Below are 18,769 nucleotides of genomic sequence, written 5' to 3'. Positions count from 1 at the left end.
TCGGAACGGCGCCATCAATCCTTCGGCACCCACTGGATGTCGGGCACGCCGGCGGTGGCATTCTCGGCCCGGGCCAGGGCGAAGAGCCAGTCGCTGAGGCGGTTCAGATAGGCCACCACCGCCGGATTCAGGGCCTCTTCGCGGGTGAGCGCCACCACCTCGCGCTCGGCCCGCCGGCAGACCGTGCGGGCCAGGTGGGCATGGGCCGAGGCGGGCGTGCCCCCGGGCAGCACGAAGGCTGTCATGGCCGGGGCGAGGGCCGTCAGGCGGTCGATGTCGGCCTCCATGTCCGCCAGGGCCCAGGTGGGCGCGCTCATGCGGGCCCCCAGCAGCTCCTGGCGATGGGCCGGCGTGGCCAGGATGGCCCCCAGCACGAAGAGGTCGTGCTGGATCCGCTGCAGGGCCTCCGGCGTGGCGCAGGGAGCCGTGGCGTGGAGGAGCAGCAGGCCCATGACGCTGTTCAGCTCGTCCAGGGTGCCGTAGGCCACCAACCGCAGGTGCGCCTTGCTGACCCGGTCCCCGCCGAAGAGGCCCGAGGAGCCATCATCACCCGTGCGCGTGTAGAGCTTCATGGTCGGACCTCGAAAAACAGGGACAGGATGAACAGGATTTTGAAGGATGAGCAGGCTTCAACCACAAATCACGGAAGCAGCCTCAGAACCGTTTTACTGCTTTCATCCGGTTAATCCATCTTTTCACCCTGTTAGTCCTGTCCACGCTATTCGCCAGGATAGGTCAGCGCCTACGCCCCGCCGTGGGCGCGGCTCCAGGCCACGGTGTCGGTCCGCCAGGCCTTCAGGGCCGCCAGCCCGGCGGCGTCCAGGAGGCCGCGATGTTCAGCTTCCTCGGACAGCACCTGGAACGAACCGAGCACCTCGAACGGGATGCGGGCCGAGGCGAAGGCCTGCTCCGCCTGGGGCAGGCCGTAGCTGAAGAGGGCTAGCACGGCGGAAACCTCCGCGCCCTCGGCCTTGAGCGCATCCGCGCACTTGAGGCTGGACATGCCCGTGGAGATCAGGTCCTCGATGAGCACGGCACGGTGGCCCTTCGCCAGGGGGCCCTCCACCTGGCGCCCCATGCCGTGGTTCTTGGGCGTGGGCCGCACGTAGGCCATGGGCAGGCCCAGGCGGTCGGCGACCATGGCCGCCCAGGGCACGCCCGCCGTGGCGGCCCCGGTGATCAGGGTGGGCCCCAGCGTCATCGCCCTGGCCGCCAGGGCGGCCACGATCTGGCCGCGGGCCTCGGGGAAGCCCAGCAGCTGGCGGTTGTCGCAGTAGATGGGCGACTTCAGGCCGCTGGCCCAGGTGAAGGGATCCTGAGGCTGCAGGCGCACGGCACCCGCATCCAGCAGGCAGGCGGCCAGGTCGCGGGGGGTGAGGGCCATCACAGCTCCAGATCGGCCACGGGCTGCTTGGACATGTAGCGCTCGGCACCATCGGGGAAGAGCGTCACCACGCGGGCGCCGGCGGGCAGGGTCCTGGCGAACTCGCGGGCAGCCCAGGCGTTGGCGCCGGCGGAAGCGCCCACCAGGCAGCCCTCGGTGGCGATGAGCTCCCGGGCCGTGGCCAGGCTGTCGGCGTCGGCCACATCGATGATGCGGTCCGCCAGGGCGAGGTCGAGGCTGGCGGGAATGAACCCGTTGCCCACACCCTCGACCACCCACTCCTTCAGGGGGGCGCCGCAGTAGACCGAGCCCACCGGCTGCACCACCACGGCCTGGATGGCGGGGTTCTTCTCCTTCAGGTAGCGGGCGATGCCGGTGAAGGTGCCACCGCTGCCTGCGCCCAGCACCACCGCGTCCACCCGGCCTTCCATCTGCGTCCAGATCTCGGGGCCCGTGGTGGCGTAGTGGCTGTCGGGGTTGCTGGGGTTGTCGAACTGCTGGGGCACGAAGGCATGCGGGATGCTGGCGGCCAGTTCCTTGCACTTCTCGATGGCCCCCACCATGCCCTTTTCCTTGGGGATCAGCACCAGCTCCGCGCCCAGGGCCTTCATGAGCATCATCTTCTCGCGGCTGTACTTCGTGGGCACGCAGAGGATGCAACGGTAGCCCAGCGCTTTGGCCGCGATGGCCAGGCCCACGCCGGTGTTGCCGGCGGTGGGCTCGATGATGGTGCTCACGCCGGGCTGGATCTGGCCCAGGGCCTCGGCGGCCTTGATCATGCCCACACCGATGCGGTCCTTCACGCTGCCGCCGGGGTTCAGGTACTCCAGCTTGGAGAAGAGCTGGAGGTCCGGGGCGAAGCGGGTCAGGCGCAGCAGGGGGGTGTTCCCCACCAGGTCCAGGACGGTATCGACGACGGGAGGGAGGGTCTTTGCCACAGGATCAGCCTTTCACCACGATGCTCACGAGCTTGCCGCCCGGAGGAAGGACCACTTTCACGATTTCCTTGCCCGCCAGGTGGGGCTGGGCCTCCGCGCAGGCCAGGGCGGCCGCGCGGCGCTGCTCCTCGCCGGCGTGGACGGGCACGGTGATGCGGCCGCGCACCTTGCCGTTCACCTGCACCACCACCAGGACCTCGTCGGCCTCCAGGAAGGCGGGATCCGCCTCGGGCCACGGGGCCTGCATGCAGAGGCCGGGCTTCCCGAGCTGGCTCCAGAGCTGCTCCGCCAGGTGGGGCGCCACGGGCGACAGCATGCGCACGAAGGCGTCGAGCGCGTGCTGCAGGACCTCGCTGCGGTGCGGCGCGTCCGCGGGCAGGTCGCCCAGCGCGTTGGACAGCTCCATGAGGCCTGAGACCACGGTGTTGAACTGGTAGCGGCGCTCCAGGTCGTCCGTGAGGCGCGCGATGGTCTGGTTGAGCTTGATGAGGAGGGTCTTCTCCTCGGCGCTGAGCTGGTCCTTGGACGGCAGGGCTTTGGCCGTGAGGGCATGATCCTCGACCAGGCGCGTGACGCGCTTGAGGAAGCGGCTGGCCCCTTCGATGCCCTCGAAGCCGGTCCAGTCGATCTCCTTCTCGATCGGGGCGGCGAAGATCATGAACAGGCGCAGGGCGTCGGCCCCGTACTTCGAGATGACCTCGTCGGGATCCACGATGTTGCCCTTGGACTTGCTCATCTTCGAGCCGTCCTTCAGCACCATGCCCTGGCAGATGAGCTTCTGGAACGGCTCGGGCCCCGAGGCCAGGCCCAAGTCGCGCAGCACCTTGTAGAAGAAGCGGGCGTAGATGAGGTGCATGGTCGCGTGCTCGATGCCGCCCACGTAGAGATCCACCGGCATCCAGGCGTCGCTCTCGGCCTTGGCGAAAGGCAGCTCCGTGTTCTTGGGATCGAGGTAGCGCAGCCAGTACCAGCTGCTGTCTACAAAGGTGTCCATGGTGTCGGTCTCGCGCCGGGCGGGCTGGCCGCAGCACGGGCAGGCGCAGTCCAGGAAGGACTTCGAGGTCGTCAGCGGCGAGGGGCCATGGCCCGTGAATGCCACATCCTCCGGCAGGCGCACGGGCAGGTTCTCGGCCTTCTCTGGGACGACACCGCATGAAGCGCAATGCACCGTGGGAATGGGCGTGCCCCAGTAGCGCTGGCGGCTGAGGCCCCAGTCCTTGAGCTTGTAGGTGGTGGTTTTCTCGGCGCGGCCGTCGAGTTTGGCCACCATGGCGGTGACGGCATCCTCACTCTTCATGCCCGTGAATTCGCCGCTGTTCACCAGGGTGCCGAGGTCCCACTCGCTCTCCGCCGCGATGACCTGGGGAATGGGCAGGCCGTACTTCAGGGCGAACTCATGGTCCCGCTCGTCGTGGGCGGGCACGCCCATGACCGCGCCCGTGCCGTAGTCCATGAGCACGTAGTTGGCGGCAAAGACGGGCACCTTCTCGCCCGTGAAGGGGTGGATCACGGAGAGGGCCGTGCGGTGGCCCAGCTTCACATCGCTCGTGAGGCGCTCCTCGCGGCTCACGGCGGCCACCTGGTCGCAGAAGGCCTTCAGGGCTGCATCGGTCTCGCTCGCCTTCTCGATGGCGGGATGCTCGGTGCTGAGGGCCATGAAGGTGACGCCGAAGAGCGTGTCCAGGCGCGTGGTGAAGACCTCGATCTGGCCATCACCTTCGAGGTCGAAGGCCAGGCGCGCGCCTTCGGAGCGGCCGATCCAGTTGCGCTGCATGGTCTTCACGTTCTCGGGCCAGTCGAGGCCGTCCAGGCACTCGAGCAGCTCGTCCGCGTACTTCGTCGTCTTGAAGAAGTACTGCTCCAGGGGCTTCTGGGTGACGGGATGCCCCGTGCGCTCGTCCTTGCCGTCCACCACCTGCTCGTTGGCCAGCACGGTGCCCAGCGCCTCGCACCAGTTCACGGTGCGCATGGCGCGGAAGACGTCGCCGGCTTCCCACATCTTGAGGAAGAGCCACTGGTTCCAGCGGTAGTAGTCGTCCTGGAAGCTGGCGATCTCGCGGTCCCAGTCGTAGCTGATGCCCATCTTCTGGATCTGGCCCTTCATCTCCTCGATGTTCTTGCGGGTCCAGATGGCGGGATGGATGCCGTGCTTGATGGCGGCGTTCTCCGCCGGGAGGCCGAAGCTGTCCCAGCCCAGGGGATGCATGACCTCGTAGCCCTTCATTCGCCGGAAGCGGGCGGTCACGTCGCCGAGCGTGTAGTTGCGCACATGCCCCATGTGGATGCGGCCGCTGGGGTAGGGCAGCATCACCAGCATGTAGAAGGTCTTCGACCCGGGCAGCAGCTCCCCTGACCGCTTGGCGCGGAAGGCGCCGGACTCGAGCCAGCGGCGCTGGATCTCGGGTTCCTGGGTCAGGGGCTGGAAGGGCATGGCGAAACTCCGGTAGAACCCTTGATTCTACAAGGAAACCGGCCCCCCTCCAGCCTTTGCCTCAAGGACCCCGCCTCCTCGCCGGAGGGCCGGCCCTGCGTGGATCTCAGCCTGGCCCTTCGTCCTGCCGATGCAAAGACATGGTGCCGGACCGCGCTTATGCTGGCACAACCGAAGACCCTCTTTCGACCACGGATCCCATGAACCCCGAGCCCCTCGGCAGCTGCCAGCGAGTCCCACCCGCTCCGGGCTTCCGACCCACTGGCCCCGGCGGTTGGCCCCATCGCCTCCTCCTCTGCCTCACCCTCAGCCTGGGCGCCGCGCTGCAAGCCGCTCCCCCCGAGCGGGTCACCCTCCAGCTCAAGTGGCGGCATCAGTTCCAGTTCGCCGGCTACTATGCCGCCCAGGAGAAGGGCTACTACCGGGATGCGGGCCTGGACGTGAAGCTCGTCGAAGGCGATCCGGCCGTGGACCCCGTGCAGGAAGTGGCCACGGGCCGGGCCCAGTTCGGCACCAGCAACAGCGCCCTCCTCCTCGCGCGCCACCAGGGCTACCCCGTCGTCGTGCTGGCGGTGATTCTCCAGCACTCGCCCCTGGTCCTCATCGCCCGCGCCGATGCGGGCATCCGGTCCGTCCAGGATCTGGCCGGCCGGCGCGTGATGCTCGAGCCGCACTCCGAGGAGCTCCTGGCCTACCTGGCGGATGAGCAGGCGCCCGTCCAATCCCTCCACCTGGTGAACCACAGCTTCGAGATCGCGGACCTGATGAGCGGCAAGGTCGACGCCATGGCCGCCTACAGCACCGACGAGCCCTATTTCCTGGATCGTGCGGGCTTCCGGTACCTGATGTTCACGCCCCGCTCCGGCGGCATCGATTTCTATGGCGACAACCTCTTCACCTCGGAGGCGGAGCTCCGTTCGCATCCCGCCCGGGTGAAGGCCTTCCGTGAGGCGAGCCTCAAGGGCTGGAAATACGCCCTGCAGCATCCCGAGGAGCTCGCCGACTTGATCCTCACCCGGTACAGCCAGCGGCACGACCGGGACTTCCTGCTCAACGAAGCCCGGGAGATGGCGGATCTGGCCCAGCCCAGGCTGGTGGAGATGGGCTACACCTACACCGGCCGGTGGCAGCACATCGCCGGAACCTACGCGGATCTGGGGCTGCTCCCCAAGGACTTCACCCTCGAGGGTTTCCTCTACGATCCGGAGGCCAGCGACCGGCTGACGCGGCAGCGCATGAAAGTCATCCTGACCGTGATCCTGCCGATCGTGCTCCTCCTCGCCGTCCTGGCCCTGGTGTTCTTCCGGCAGTATCGGCGCCTGAGCCACGCCCTGGCGGCGGCAGAGGAGCTCAGCCGGGAGCTTCAGCAGAATGAGCAGAAGTTCCGCTTCATGGCCGAAAACTCCGCCGATGTCATCTGGACCATGGATCTCTTCAAGGGGACCTTCACCTATGTCAGCCCCTCGGTCTACCAGCTCCGGGGCTACACCGCGGAGGAGGTCATGGCCCAGTCCGCAGCGGAGGCCCTGACGCCCGAATCGATGGTACGGGTGCAGCAGGTGCTCGCGGAGACCCTGGCCGAATGGAAGCCGGAGGGTCCCCACACCCCTCAGGTCACCGAGGTCGACCAGCCGCACAAGGACGGCCACCTCGTCCCCACCGAAGTGGTCACGACCCTTCATGCGAACGCGGCTGGCCGGCCGGTCTCGGTCCTCGGCGTGAGCCGGGACATCACCGAGCGCCGCCGCGCGGAGGAGAAGCTGCGCCAGACCCTGGCCTCCCTGGAGCAGCTCGCCAGCCGGGATCCGCTGACCAATGCCTGGAACCGCCGGCATTTCGAGGCGTCGGTCGAGGGGGAGATGCACCGGGCCAGGCGGCATGGGCACCCTCTGGCCCTCCTGCTGTTCGACATCGATCACTTCAAGCGGGTCAACGACACCCATGGGCATCCCGAGGGAGACCGGGTCCTGAGGGAGGTCGCCGACTGCGTCCGGGGCGTGATCCGGGTTTCCGATTCCCTCACCCGCTGGGGAGGCGAGGAATTCATCGTCCTCATGCCCAACACCCCCTTCCCGAGCGCCCTGGTCCTGGCGGAACGCCTCCGGGAAGCCATCGCCAGCCATGTCTTCGAGGGGATCGGGCAGGTCACCGTGAGCGTCGGCCTGGCCGCGTACCGGCCTCCCGCATCCCGGGACGAGTGGGTGGAACGGGCTGATCGGGCCCTCTATCTGGCCAAGCAGGGCGGCCGGAACCAGGTCCAGCCTGACCCGACCTACACCAAGGAGCCGGTGGCGCCCGACGAAGGATCCTTCCTGAAGCTGGTCTGGAAGGAAGCCTACCGGTCCGGCCATCCGGTGATCGACGCCCAGCACGAGCGCCTCTTCCAGGTGGCGAACGACCTCCTCGACAGCGTCCTCGCCGCCCGGCCGCCCCAGGAGCTGTCCCACCTGGTCAACGGCCTGCTGGAAGAGGTCGGCCAGCATTTCCGGGACGAGGAGGAGATCCTCCGGGAACTCGGCTTCCCGGGCCTCCCGGACCACGCCCGGAAGCATGCCGACCTCCTTGCGGAGGCGACCGAGGTGGAGCGAGCCTTCCGCGCGGGAACCCTCTCCAGCGGCCGCCTCTTCCAGTTCCTCGCCCAGGATGTGGTGGCCGTGCACATGCTGAAGGAGGACCGGGAGTTCTTCGACCTGATCGGGGCCACCTAGAGGCTCCCGTACAGCCCCAGGCCCTCCGGGCCAAAGCCCCGCACGAGGGCTCTCCGGGCCCAGGTCACGGCCACCTCCCTGGGATGCCGATCGCCGCAGAAGAACCCCCACCCGTTTCCGGATCCAGCGCAAGATATCTGCCCACGGAAGGTCGCGCGGGAAACAGCCCCCGCCCGGTCATGGCTCGAAGGGGCGGCCGTGAATGCGCATCCAGCTTGGAGGGAGGACATCCATGGACCCACTGGCCAAGGCGCTCGATCCCCACTTGGACGTCCTCCTGCCGGAGCTGGAAGCCATCTACATGGACCTGCACCGCCACCCGGAACTGTCCATGCAGGAGGTGCGCACCGCGAAGCTGGCGGCAGAGTATCTGGCCCGGCACGGATTCGAGGTGACCCCCGGCGTGGGCGGCACGGGGGTGGTGGGGCTCCTGCGCAACGGGGCCGGGCCCACGGTGATGCTGCGGGCGGACATGGACGCCCTGCCGGTGGTGGAGGCCACGGGCCTGCCCTACGCGAGTACCCTCCGGGCCACGAGCGATGAGGGCGCGGAGGTGGGCGTGTCCCACGCCTGCGGCCACGACCTGCATGTGACCTGGCTCATGGGCGCGGCCCGGGCACTCAGCGAGCACCGGGATCTCTGGAAAGGCACCCTCCTGGCCGTGTTCCAGCCCGGCGAGGAGGTCGCCCGCGGCGCCCAGGCCATGGTGGACGACGGCATGACCACGCGCTTCCCGCGTCCCGACGTCATCCTGGGCCAGCACGTGATGGTGGGGGCGGCAGGCACCGTGGGCACCCGCAGCGGCACCATCCTCTCGGCGGGGGACAGCCTGAAGGTCCGGCTCTTCGGGCGCGGCTCCCACGGCTCCCAGCCCCAGACCTCCATCGATCCCGTGGTCATGGCGGCCTCGACCGTGCTGCGGCTCCAGACCATCGTCTCCCGCGAGGTCGGCCCCCTGGACAGCGTGGTGCTGACCATCGGCTCACTCCAGGCCGGCACCAAGGAGAACATCATCCCCGAGGACGCCACCCTCAAGCTGAACATCCGCACCTATGACGAGGGTGTCCGCGACCACGTCCTGGCCGCGGTGAAGCGCATCTGCTGCGCCGAGTGTGCGGCCTCGAACGCCCCGCGGGATCCCGAGTTCACCCCCCTGAACAGCTACCCCATGACCGTGAACGATGCGGAAGCCACGGCACGGGTGGCGAAGGCCTTCCGGGCCCAGTTCGGCGAGGGGGCCTACGAGACGGCGCCCGCCGCGGCCAGCGAGGACTTCAGCCTCTTCGGCCGCGCCTGGAAGACGCCCTACGTGTTCTGGATCGTGGGCGGCACCGATCCGGAGGTCTACGCCAAGGCCAAGGCCGAGGGGCAGATCAACCGCCTCCCCAGCAACCACTCGTCGCGGTACGCCCCCGTGCTGCATCCCACCCTGAAGACCGGCCTCCAGGCCATGCTGGCCGCGGCCGGCGCCTGGCTCGGCCCCGAGGAGCCCACCAGCCATGCCTGAGCGCGCGCTCTTCGAGTTCCTCGACCTGGCGGGCATCTTCGTCTTCGCCATCAGCGGCGCTGCGGCGGCCCGGGAGCGGGACCTGGACCTGTTCGGCATCGTGGCCCTGGCCTTCGTCACCGCCTGCGGCGGCGGCATCGTGCGCGACCTCTGCCTGGGCGCCCTACCCCCCGTGGGCCTGGCGGACTGGCGCTACCTGGCCTGCGCCACGCTGGGCGCCCTGGCCACCCTCGGCGCCTACGGCTGGGTGCGGCGCCTGCGCTATCCGGTGCTCCTCTTCGACGCGGTGGGGATGGCCATGTTCGCCGTGGCTGGCACCCAGAAGGCGCTGGGGCTGGGCCGCAACGCCGAGACCGCCATCCTCCTCGGGGTGATGACGGCCGTGGGCGGCGGCATCCTCCGCGATATGCTGCTCAGCCGGGTGGCCGTGGTGCTGGAGCGGGAGATCTACGCCTCCGCGGCCCTGCTGGGGTCGCTGCTGGTGGTGGTGGGCGATCGCTTCCACTGGGGCCCGGCCGGGACCACCTGGCCCGGCCTCCTGGCCTGCTTCGGCCTGCGCTACCTGTCGCTCCGGTACGGGTGGAACATGCCCCGCTTCGGCCGGCGGGTGACGGGTCCCGGCGACTGATCCGGAGGCACCGAAGCCCCAGGGGGGCGATGGAACTTGCGGTGGCGCCCTCTCATGGGCAGGCCTCGGTGCCTTACGGCTTCTTCGCGTGGCCGCCCATGAGGTTGAGCGCCGAGCCAGCCTTGAACCAGCCGATCTGGCCTTCGTTGAAGGTGTGGTTCAGCATGATCCGATCCTCGTGGCCATCCGCGTGCCTCGCCACCAGCGTCAGGGGCAGGCCGGGCGCGAAGGTGGCCAGGCCGAGGATCGTGAGCCGGTCGCTCTCCTGCAGCCGGTCGTAGTCGGCAGGATCCGCGAAGGTCAAGGGCAGCATGCCCTGCTTCTTCAGGTTGGTCTCGTGGATGCGGGCGAAGCTCTTCACGATGATCGCGCGGCCCCCCAGATGCCGGGGTTCCATGGCGGCGTGCTCACGGCTGGAACCTTCCCCGTAGTTCTCGTCGCCGACGACCACCCAGCCGATGCCGGCGGCCTTGTAGGCCCGGGCCACCTTGGGCACCTCGTCGTAGGTGCCGGTGAGCAGGTTCTTCACGCGGTTGACGGAGCCGTTGAAGGCATTGGTGGCGCCGATGAGGAGGTTGTTGCTGATGTTGTCCAGGTGTCCGCGGAAGCGGAGCCAGGGCCCGGCGGCGGAGATGTGGTCGGTGGTGCACTTGCCCTGGGCCTTGATGAGGATGCGCAGGTCCGTCAGGTCCGTGCCCTCCCAGGCCTTGAAGGGCTCCAACCTCTGGAGGCGCTGGCTGGCGGGATCGACCTTCACCTCGATGCGGTGCCGATCCTGGGGCGGGGCCTGGTAGGTGGCCTGGCCGGGGTCGTAGCCCTTCTTCGGCAGGCTGTCGCCGCTGGGAGGCGCCAGCTTGAAGGGCTTGCCGTCGGCCCCCGGGAGGGTGTCCGTCTCGGGGTTGAAGGTGAGACGGCCCGCCAGGACGAAAGCCGTGACGATCTCCGGCGAGGCCACGAAGGCGCAGGTCTCCGGATTGGCGTCGTTCCGCGCCGCGAAGTTGCGGTTGAAGCTCGTGATGATGGAATTCCGTTCGCCCTTCTGGATGTCATGGCGCTTCCACTGCCCGATGCAGGGGCCGCAGGCGTTGGCGAGCACCGTGCCGCCCACCTGTGTGAAGACCGCCATCTGCCCATCGCGCTCGATGGTGGCGCGGATCTGTTCGCTGCCCGGCGTGATGGTGAAGGTGGACTTGGCCTTCACCCCATGGTCCAGGGCCTGCTTCGCCACGCTGGCGGCCCGCTCCATGTCCTCGTAGCTGGAGTTGGTGCAGCTCCCGATGAGGCCCACCTTCAACTCCTCGGGGTAGCCCTTCTCCTTCACGGCGGCGGCGAACCTGGAGAGGGGCCAGGCCAGGTCCGGCGTGAAGGGGCCGTTGATGTGGGGTTCCAGCGTGCCGAGGTCGATCTCGATCACCTGGTCGTACTGGCAGCCTTCGTCGGCCTTCAGGTGCTCGGCGAAGCCCTCGGCCAGCGCCGCGATCTCGCCGCGGGAGGTGGCCCGCAGGTAGTCCGCCATGCGGTGGTTGAAGGGGAAGAGGCTGGTGGTGGCGCCGATCTCGGCGCCCATGTTGCAGATGGTGCCCATGCCCGTGCACGAGATGGAATCCACGCCGGGTCCGAAGTACTCCACGATGGCGCCGGTGCCGCCCTTCACGGTGAGGATGCCCGCCAGCTTCAGGATGACGTCCTTGGGCGAGGTCCAGCCCTTGAGCTCACCCGTGAGCTTCACGCCGATGAGCTTGGGCGCCTTCAGCTCCCAGGGCAGCCCCGCCATGACGTCCACGGCGTCCGCGCCGCCCACGCCGATGGCCACCATGCCCAGGCCGCCCGCGTTGGGCGTGTGCGAATCGGTGCCGATCATGAGGCCGCCGGGGAAGGCGTAGGTCTCCAGCACCACCTGGTGGATGATGCCGCTGCCGGGCCTCCAGAAGCCGAGCCCGTACTTGTCGCACACCGACGAGAGGAAGTCGTAGACCTCCTTGTTCTCCGCATTGGCCCGGGCCAGATCCGGGCTGGAGCCCACCTCGGCCTGGATGAGGTGGTCGCAATGCACGGTGGACGGCACGGCGACCTCGAACAAGCCCGAGGTCATGAACTGGAGGAGGGCCATCTGGGCCGTGGCGTCCTGCATGGCTACCCGGTCGGGGCGCAGCTCCAGGTAGCTCTTCCCCCGCAGGATCTCTGCCGTATCGGGGTGGTCGAGGTGGCCGTAGACGATCTTCTCCGCCAGGGAGAGCGGCCGTCCCAGGCGCGGACGCACCGCCCTCAGGTTGGTGGCCATCCGGTCGTAGGCGGCCTTCACGAACGCGGGAGTGGATTCGATCTGCGCCATGGCGGAACCCTCCGGGGAGGGAAGTGTAGTCCCGATCGCGCTGGGCGGCACGGACTTAGGACAAACCCGAGGATGGACGCGAAGAATCCAGGCCCACCGGGGGGCCGGGGCGGCGCAGCCGTCCTTTCAGGCGGTCCGGCCTAACCCTTGATCAGCACCCACAGGCCCACCGCGATGAACGCCGTCCCGGCGATCCACTTGATGGCGGCCTCGGGGATGTAGCGGAACAGCACCCCGCCCACGGCCACACCGATGGCCGTGGCGCAGACCAGGGCCGCGCTGGCGGCGAGGAACACGGTCCAGATCTGGCCGCTGCGAACGGTGGCCGTCATGGCCGCCAGCTGCGTCTTGTCGCCCACCTCCGCAAGGAAGACGGTGGCGAAGGTGGTCCAGAAAAGGGATCGGTTCATGAGGCCTCGCAGATCGTGACGAAGGTTCATGGTACCGGACTGCCATACTGGCGGGATGGTGCTCGATCACTTCGACCTCCCCACGACCTACGTGGACACCCCCGAGAAACTCCAGGAAGCGCTGCCCCTGTGGCACGCCGCGGGGGTGCTGTCGGTGGACATCGAATGCAGCCTTACGGGCATGCACCACTGCCTGCTCGCGCTGCTGCAGGTGGCCACCCACGACCAGGCCTGGCTGGTGGATCCGCTGGCCCTGGAGGGCCTCATGCGGCCGGCCTTGCAGGCCATGGCCCAGGTGCCCTGGATCGTCCACGACTTCTCCGGCGATGGCATCGTCTTCAAGCGCCTCTACGACGTGGTGCCCGACAGCATCTTCGACACCATGCTGCTCTCCCGCGCCCTCGGCTATCCCCAGCCCGGTCTCAAGACCATGGCCAAGCTCAAGCTGGGCCTGGACATCCCCAAGGAGGAGCAGGACTCCAACTGGATGTTGCGCCCGCTGCGCGACACGCAGATCAGCTACGCCAGCCGCGATGCGGCCCTGCTGCTGCCCCTGCTGCGCATCCTGGCCGACGAGGCCGATGCGAAGCGGGACCATCCGGAGATCGGTCCGCGCCTCGCCGCCCTGCCCAAGGACATGCGCCACCTCCTGAAGCGCGTGCGGGCCTATGTCCCGCCCAAGCACGACCCCGTGGTGGACAAGGTCAGGCACCTGGGCGACCTGGCCGTGGACCGGGCCAAGAAGCTCACGGCCCTGCGCTGGGCCTGGGGCAACGAGGGTGATGTGGGGGCCGTGATGGAGCTGGGCAATCGCTGGCTCATGGCCCGCCTGGAGCACCCCCCCGCCACCAAGGAGGCCCTGGAGCGCACCATCCCCAACCCGCGCTTCCGGCGCAAGCGCGCGGATGCCCTCTGGGCGGTGTTCGAGGAGGGCGCCCACGAGACCGTGGACAACGGCGATGCCGCCGACGAGATCATCTGGGAGAGCGGACGGCGCTGAAGGCCCGGACCTACTTCAGGTACGGCGCCAGGTACCGTCCCGTCACGCTGGCCTTCTTCCGGGCCACCTCTTCGGGCGTGCCGAGAGCGATGACGCGGCCGCCCTCGCCGCCGCCCTCCGGGCCCAGGTCCAGGATCCAGTCGGCGGTCTTGATCACGTCCAGGTTGTGCTCGATGACGATGAGGGTGTTCCCCGTCTCCACGAGCCGGTTGACGACTTCCAGCAGCTTCTGGATGTCCTTGAGGTGCAGGCCCGTGGTGGGTTCGTCCAGGATGTAGACCGTGCGTCCCGTGGCCCGCTTGCTCAGCTCCTTGGCCAGCTTCACGCGCTGGGCCTCGCCGCCGGATAGCGTCGTGGCGCTCTGGCCCAGCCGGATGTAGCCGAGCCCGACGTCCATGAGGGTCTGCAGCTTGTTGGCCAGCACGGGGATGGGCGCGAACAGCGCCAGGGCCTCCTCCACGGTCATGGCCAGCACCTCGGAGATGCTGTGGCCCTTGTAGTGGATCTCCAGGGTCTCGCGGTTGTAGCGCTTGCCCTTGCACTGCTCGCAGGTGACGTAGACATCCGGGAGGAAGTGCATCTCGATCTTGAGGACGCCGTCGCCCTCGCACTTCTCGCAGCGCCCGCCCTTCACGTTGAAGCTGTAGCGGCCCGGCGCGTAGCCGCGCGCCTTGCTTTCGGGCAGCTGGGCGAAGAGCTCCCGCAGGGGCGTGAAGAGGCCCGTGTAGGTGGCGGGGTTGCTGCGGGGCGTGCGGCCGATGGGGGCCTGGTCGATGTCGATGACCTTGTCGATGGCCTCGAGGCCCTTGATCGCCTTGTGCTTGCCGACGATGTGGACGCCCTGGTGCAGCTGGTTGGCCAGGGCCTTGTAGAGGATCTCGTTCACCAGGGTGCTCTTGCCGGAGCCCGAGACGCCCGTGACGCAGGTGAAGAGGCCGATGGGGAAGTCCGCATCCACCTTCTTGAGGTTGTTTTCCTCGGCGCCCACCACGGAGAGGTGCCCGCGCTTGGCCTTGCGCCGGGTGCGGGGCACGGGGATGACGTCGCGGCCCGAGAGGAAGTCGCCCGTGATGGATCCTGGCATGCGGCCGATCTCGTCGGGCGTGCCCTGGGCCACCACGAAGCCGCCATGCTCGCCGGCGCCCGGACCCATGTCGACCACGTGATCGGCGGCGAGGATGGTCTCGAGGTCATGCTCCACCACCAGCACCGTGTTGCCCAGGTCGCGCATCTCCTTCAGCGTGTGGATGAGCTGCAGGTTGTCCCGCTGGTGGAGGCCGATGCTGGGCTCGTCCAGGACGTAGAGCACGCCCTGGAGCTTGCTGCCGATCTGGGTGGCCAGGCGGATGCGCTGGCCCTCACCGCCGGATAGCGTGGCCGCGCTGCGATCCAGGGTCAGGTAGCCGAGGCCCACATCGTCCAGGAAGCCCAGGCGCTCGCGGATCTCCTTCAGCACCTTCTCGGCGATGACGGCATCCTTGCCTTCCAGGGCCAGGTCCGCAAACCAGGTCCGCGCCAGGCGCACACTCTGGGCCACCACCTGGGCGATGTTCAGCCCGCCCACATAGACCGCCAGCACCTCGGGCCGGAGCCGCTGGCCGGCGCAGGTCTCGCAGGGGATGATCTGCATGGATTCCTCGAGCTCCGCGCGGATCTCCTCGCTGGTGGTCTCGCGGTAGCGGCGCTCGAGGTTGCCGACGATGCCCTCGAAGTGGTGGACGAAGTCGTAGCGGTTCTTCTTGTTCTCGTAGGTGAACCGCATCTCCTTCTCGGTGCCGTGCAGCAGCAGGCGCCGGATGTCCGCGGGCAGCTTCTTCCAGGGAGTGTCCAGGCTGAACTTCGCCTTTCGCGCCAGCTGGTCCAGCATCTGGGAGCGCCAGCCATCGTCCGAGACGCTCTTCCACCCGCTGGCCTGGATGGCGCCCTCGTTGATGGAGAGGGCCGGGTTCGGGATGATCAGCTCCTCCGCGAACTGGCGCTTGAAGCCCAGGCCGTCGCAGGCGGGACAGGCGCCATACGGGGTGTTGAACGAGAACGAGCGCGGCTCCAGCTCCGGCAGACCCAGCCCGAATTTCCCGCACTTCGTGTTGTTGCAGGCGAGCTTGCTGGAGAAGAGCTGCTCCGCCCCGTCCAGGTCCACGAGGGCCGAGCCCTCGGCCAGGTTGCAGGCGATCTCCAGGCTGTCCGCCAACCGGGACTGGATGGCGGGGCTCACCTTCAGGCGGTCGATGACCACCTCCAGCGTGTGCTTCTTCTGCTTGTCCAGGTCGGGGACGCCCTCGGTGAGGTCCAGCATCTGGCCGTTGACGCGGGCCCGGATGTAGCCGCGCTTCATGAGGTCCTGGAGCAGCTTCTTGTACTCGCCCTTGCGGCCCCGCACCACGGGGGCCAGGATCTGCAGCTTCGTGCCCTCGGGCTTCGCGAGGATCTGGTCCGCCATCTCCTGGATGGTCTGGCTGGCGATGGGCTCGCCGCAGGCCACGCAGGTGGGCTTGCCCGTGCGGGCGAAGAGCAGGCGAAGGTAGTCGTAGATCTCCGTCACCGTGGCCACGGTGGAGCGGGGGTTCTTGCTGGTGGTCTTCTGCTCGATGGAGATGGCCGGGGAGAGGCCCTCGATGCTATCGACGTCGGGCTTCTCCATCTGATCGAGGAACTGCCGCGCGTAGGCCGACAGGCTCTCCACGTAGCGCCGCTGGCCCTCGGCGTAAAGGGTGTCGAAGGCCAGGCTGGACTTGCCGGAGCCGGACAACCCCGTGATCACCACCAGCTGGTTGCGCGGCAGGCTGAGGTCGAAGTTCTTGAGGTTGTGCTCGCGGGCGCCCTTGATGTGAATGTGTTCCATAGGTCTCCCAGTTTACGCCATTTTTTCGCCTTCGCGGATTGCGCTTAGAATCATCAGATGCATCCGGCCGAGCTGGCGATCCTGCTCCACCGCGCCCTGGAGGTGCGGCTGGCGGCGCTCCAGGCGTTGCTGGCCACGGAGGACTGGGCTGACGGGGACGAACCCCTGCATCAGGTGCGCGTCTCCGCCCGGCGCCTCGGCGCCGTGCTGGACCTCGTGGACCCTGGGGCCTATCCCGGCCACAAGGGCCAGCGCCGGGCCCTGAAACGGCTCGTGGATGTCCTCGGCCTGCCGCGGGAGCTTGATGTCCACGTGGCACAGCTGGAGCGGCACCGGCGATCGGCGACCACCCCGGGCCAGGGCGCGGTGCTGGAGCACCTGCTGGAGCGCGTCGACCGGGCCCGGGCCAAGGCGCGACGCGCCATGCACAAGGAACTGGACGAGCTGCGCCTGCCCGACCTGGACAAGCTCCTGGAGGTGCCCAGCCTGCCGGCCCCCTTCCAGCACGCCTCGCTCCAGGAAGCCGCCTGGGCCTGCCTCGAACCCCGCGCCGCGGACGCCCTGGGCGACCTGGCGGCCCTCGCCACCCAGGAGGATGCCCCGGCCCTCCACAAGGCCCGGGTGCGGATCAAGAAGCTGCGCTACGCCGTGGAGGCCCTGGAAGGCGCCTTCCCGGTGGTGCCGGAGACCGTGCTGGCCCAGTTGAAGGCGCTCCAGGCCGCCCTGGGCGAACACCACGACCTCGCCGCCCTGGAGGCCCTGCTCTGGGAGGAGGAAGGCCCGCTTCGCAGCCGGGACCGGGCCCTCCTCGCCGCCGGCGTCCTGGACCTGCTGGGGGAGGTGGCCGAGGCGCGGCGGGCCGCTTTCGGCCGCTTCCAGGCCGCCGCCGTGGGCCAGGACCCCGGCGCCTTCGCGCAGGCCGTCCGGCCGGCCCTGGGCCTCCCGGCTGGGGAGGCGGATTCCCGATGAGCTTCTGGCGCGTGCGGATCCGCCCCCTGGCCTGGCTGCGCAGCGTGCACGCCAAGCTGTTCCTCCTGCTGGGCCTGGTCACCAGCGTGCTCACCGTGGCCGTGGCCTACAACATCGTCCGCAACAGCCGCCGCGAGCTGGAGAGCTATTCGCGCCAGCTCACCATCGACACGGCGGGAACGGTGGAGACCGACGTCGTGGAGCGCGATCCCGCCTTCAAGGATCCCGACAAGCTCGATCAGCTGCTGGAGAGCATCGCCGGCCCCGACCGCAGCATCTTCCAGATCGACGTCTTCAAGCGCGTGGGGAAGACCAACGAGGTGGAGCTTGTGCGCTCCTCCGGGGACGAAGCCACCGTGGAGTGGGGCCCGGAGATCGGTTCCTACCTGACCCTCGCGAAGCCCCAGGCGGAACTGGTGGACCTGAACACCGGCGGCCGGGCCTGGAAGGTCTACCAGCCCATCCGCCCCCACCGGCCCGGCCAGCCGCCCCTGGGCCTCATCCGGGTCTACTGCGACCTGGAGCGGTGGGAGGTGGTCTGGGACAACAACCTCAAGCGCACCCTGCGCACCCTGCCCGGCGTCCTCCTGGGCGAGTTCATCCTCCTCTGGCTCATCCTCCGGGTGCTCATCAGCGATCCCATCGAGGCCACGGTGCTGGCCATGGAGCAGTTGGAGCGGGGCGAGGCCGGGGCCCGCATCCCCGTCAAGCGCAGCGACGAGCTGGGCCTCATCGCGGCCCAGTTCAACGGCATGGCGGTCCAGCTCCAGCGGGCCGGCGAGGAGCGCGAGGCCCTCATCCACGAGATCCGCGGCCTCAACACCAACCTCCAGGACCGCATCGACGCCGCCCTGGCGGAGCTCCAGGCAAAGAATGCAGAATTGGCGGCCATGGCCGAGCGCAACGCGCTGCTGCGAGAGGAGCTGGGCGCCCAGGAACGGCTCGCCGTGGCGGGCCAGCTCGCAGCCACCTTCGCCCACGAGGTGGGCACCCCCCTGAACCTGGTGAACGGGCACCTCCAGCTCATGGAGGGGCGGAAGGATCTGCCCGAGAAGGTGCGCGAGCGCCTCGGCGTCATCCAGGCCCAGATCCAGCGGGTGAGCGGCATCGTGCGCCGCATGCTGGACCTCACCCGCCGTCCCCAGCTGCACCAGGAGGCCCAGTCCTTCGCGGATCTCCTGGCGGACCTCCGCGAGCTCTGGGCCCCCACGCTCACGTCCCACGGGATCACCGTGGAAGCCGAGGTGCCTCCGGGCTGCCTTCTGAATGTCGATCGCAAACAGATGGAGCAGCTCTTCCTGAACCTCATGAAGAACGCCGTGGACGCCATGCCCGAGGGGGGCACGGTGCGCCTGTCCGCGAGACCCGCCGAGGAGAGCACGCCCGGCGGCCTCTGGTGGGAGGTCCGGTTCCAGGATTCGGGGCAAGGCATCCCCGCCGACCTGATGGGCCAGGTCTTCCGTCCCATGTTCACCACCAAGCCCGAGGGCAAGGGCACCGGCCTGGGCCTCAGCATCTGCCGGGAGATCGTCCGCAGCCACGGCGGCGAGATCCGCCTTGAGAGCACGGAGGGGAAGGGCACCTGCGTGGCGTTCACGCTGCCGGGCGCACGCACCTAGG

The 18,769-nt window shown here is 68.7% G+C and carries 13 protein-coding genes; 6 read left to right on the top strand and 7 right to left on the bottom strand.

What is annotated here, in order from left to right:
- Positions 1 to 14: 14 nt before the first annotated feature.
- The 4 genes from MLE43_RS06270 to leuS all read right to left on the bottom strand — a co-directional run bounded on the left by MLE43_RS06270 (position 15) and on the right by leuS (position 4,753).
- Positions 15 to 572 carry a cob(I)yrinic acid a,c-diamide adenosyltransferase gene (locus MLE43_RS06270; RefSeq protein ID WP_243302620.1) on the bottom strand — a complete coding sequence of 186 codons (558 nt, stop codon included), beginning with the start codon at positions 570 to 572 and terminating at the stop codon, positions 15 to 17.
- A 170-nt stretch (positions 573 to 742) separates the two neighbouring features.
- Entirely contained in the window at positions 743 to 1,384 is a 642-nt protein-coding gene (gene pyrE, locus MLE43_RS06265; RefSeq protein WP_243302619.1) for an orotate phosphoribosyltransferase, read from the bottom strand.
- The gene (locus MLE43_RS06260; RefSeq protein WP_243302617.1) at positions 1,384 to 2,322 is read right to left on the bottom strand and encodes a PLP-dependent cysteine synthase family protein; all 939 of its coding nucleotides are present in this window, start codon (positions 2,320 to 2,322) and stop codon (positions 1,384 to 1,386) included. Before MLE43_RS06260 ends, pyrE begins: the two co-directional genes overlap by 1 nt.
- A gap of 4 nt (positions 2,323 to 2,326) precedes the next feature.
- Positions 2,327 to 4,753: a leucine--tRNA ligase gene (gene leuS / locus MLE43_RS06255; RefSeq protein ID WP_243302615.1), complete on the bottom strand. Its 2,427-nt coding sequence runs from the start codon at positions 4,751 to 4,753 to the stop codon at positions 2,327 to 2,329.
- A 200-nt stretch (positions 4,754 to 4,953) separates the two neighbouring features.
- On the opposite strand from leuS, the gene MLE43_RS06250 reads away from it, so the two are divergent.
- The 3 genes from MLE43_RS06250 to MLE43_RS06240 all read left to right on the top strand — a co-directional run bounded on the left by MLE43_RS06250 (position 4,954) and on the right by MLE43_RS06240 (position 9,596).
- Entirely contained in the window at positions 4,954 to 7,461 is a 2,508-nt protein-coding gene (locus tag MLE43_RS06250; RefSeq protein WP_243302614.1) for an ABC transporter substrate-binding protein, read from the top strand.
- A 232-nt stretch (positions 7,462 to 7,693) separates the two neighbouring features.
- Positions 7,694 to 8,968, top strand: a complete 1,275-nt coding sequence (locus MLE43_RS06245; RefSeq protein ID WP_243302612.1) for an amidohydrolase — start codon at positions 7,694 to 7,696, stop codon at positions 8,966 to 8,968.
- Positions 8,961 to 9,596 carry a trimeric intracellular cation channel family protein gene (locus MLE43_RS06240; protein WP_243302610.1) on the top strand — a complete coding sequence of 212 codons (636 nt, stop codon included), beginning with the start codon at positions 8,961 to 8,963 and terminating at the stop codon, positions 9,594 to 9,596. The genes MLE43_RS06245 and MLE43_RS06240 overlap by 8 nt, the downstream gene beginning before the upstream one ends.
- A 73-nt stretch (positions 9,597 to 9,669) precedes the next feature.
- Here the strand turns inward: MLE43_RS06240 and MLE43_RS06235 are convergent, their stop codons facing one another.
- Both MLE43_RS06235 and MLE43_RS06230 read right to left on the bottom strand, forming a co-directional pair.
- Positions 9,670 to 11,928 carry an aconitate hydratase gene (locus MLE43_RS06235; protein WP_243302609.1) on the bottom strand — a complete coding sequence of 753 codons (2,259 nt, stop codon included), beginning with the start codon at positions 11,926 to 11,928 and terminating at the stop codon, positions 9,670 to 9,672.
- Positions 11,929 to 12,068: 140 nt separating this feature from the next.
- Positions 12,069 to 12,338, bottom strand: coding sequence for a TMEM165/GDT1 family protein (locus tag MLE43_RS06230; protein WP_243302608.1), 270 nt, complete (start codon positions 12,336 to 12,338; stop codon positions 12,069 to 12,071).
- A 55-nt stretch (positions 12,339 to 12,393) separates the two neighbouring features.
- Between MLE43_RS06230 and MLE43_RS06225 the strand changes: the two genes are divergently transcribed.
- Positions 12,394 to 13,338, top strand: a complete 945-nt coding sequence (locus MLE43_RS06225; RefSeq protein ID WP_243302607.1) for a ribonuclease D — start codon at positions 12,394 to 12,396, stop codon at positions 13,336 to 13,338.
- 10 nt (positions 13,339 to 13,348) lie between these two features.
- On the opposite strand, the gene uvrA is transcribed toward MLE43_RS06225, so the two are convergent.
- The gene (gene uvrA / locus MLE43_RS06220) at positions 13,349 to 16,180 is read right to left on the bottom strand and encodes an excinuclease ABC subunit UvrA (RefSeq protein ID WP_243302606.1); all 2,832 of its coding nucleotides are present in this window, start codon (positions 16,178 to 16,180) and stop codon (positions 13,349 to 13,351) included.
- Positions 16,181 to 16,237: 57 nt separating this feature from the next.
- On the opposite strand from uvrA, the gene MLE43_RS06215 reads away from it, so the two are divergent.
- The gene (locus tag MLE43_RS06215; protein ID WP_243302605.1) at positions 16,238 to 17,149 is read left to right on the top strand and encodes a CHAD domain-containing protein; all 912 of its coding nucleotides are present in this window, start codon (positions 16,238 to 16,240) and stop codon (positions 17,147 to 17,149) included.
- Positions 17,146 to 18,768 carry a sensor histidine kinase gene (locus tag MLE43_RS06210; protein WP_243302604.1) on the top strand — a complete coding sequence of 541 codons (1,623 nt, stop codon included), beginning with the start codon at positions 17,146 to 17,148 and terminating at the stop codon, positions 18,766 to 18,768. The genes MLE43_RS06215 and MLE43_RS06210 overlap by 4 nt, the downstream gene beginning before the upstream one ends.
- The last annotated feature ends 1 nt before the right edge of the window (position 18,769 follow it).

It is taken from the genome of Geothrix oryzisoli, assembly GCF_022808865.1.
Lineage (GTDB): Bacteria > Acidobacteriota > Holophagae > Holophagales > Holophagaceae > Geothrix > Geothrix oryzisoli.
This window is presented reverse-complemented; position numbering and strand designations above follow the sequence as displayed.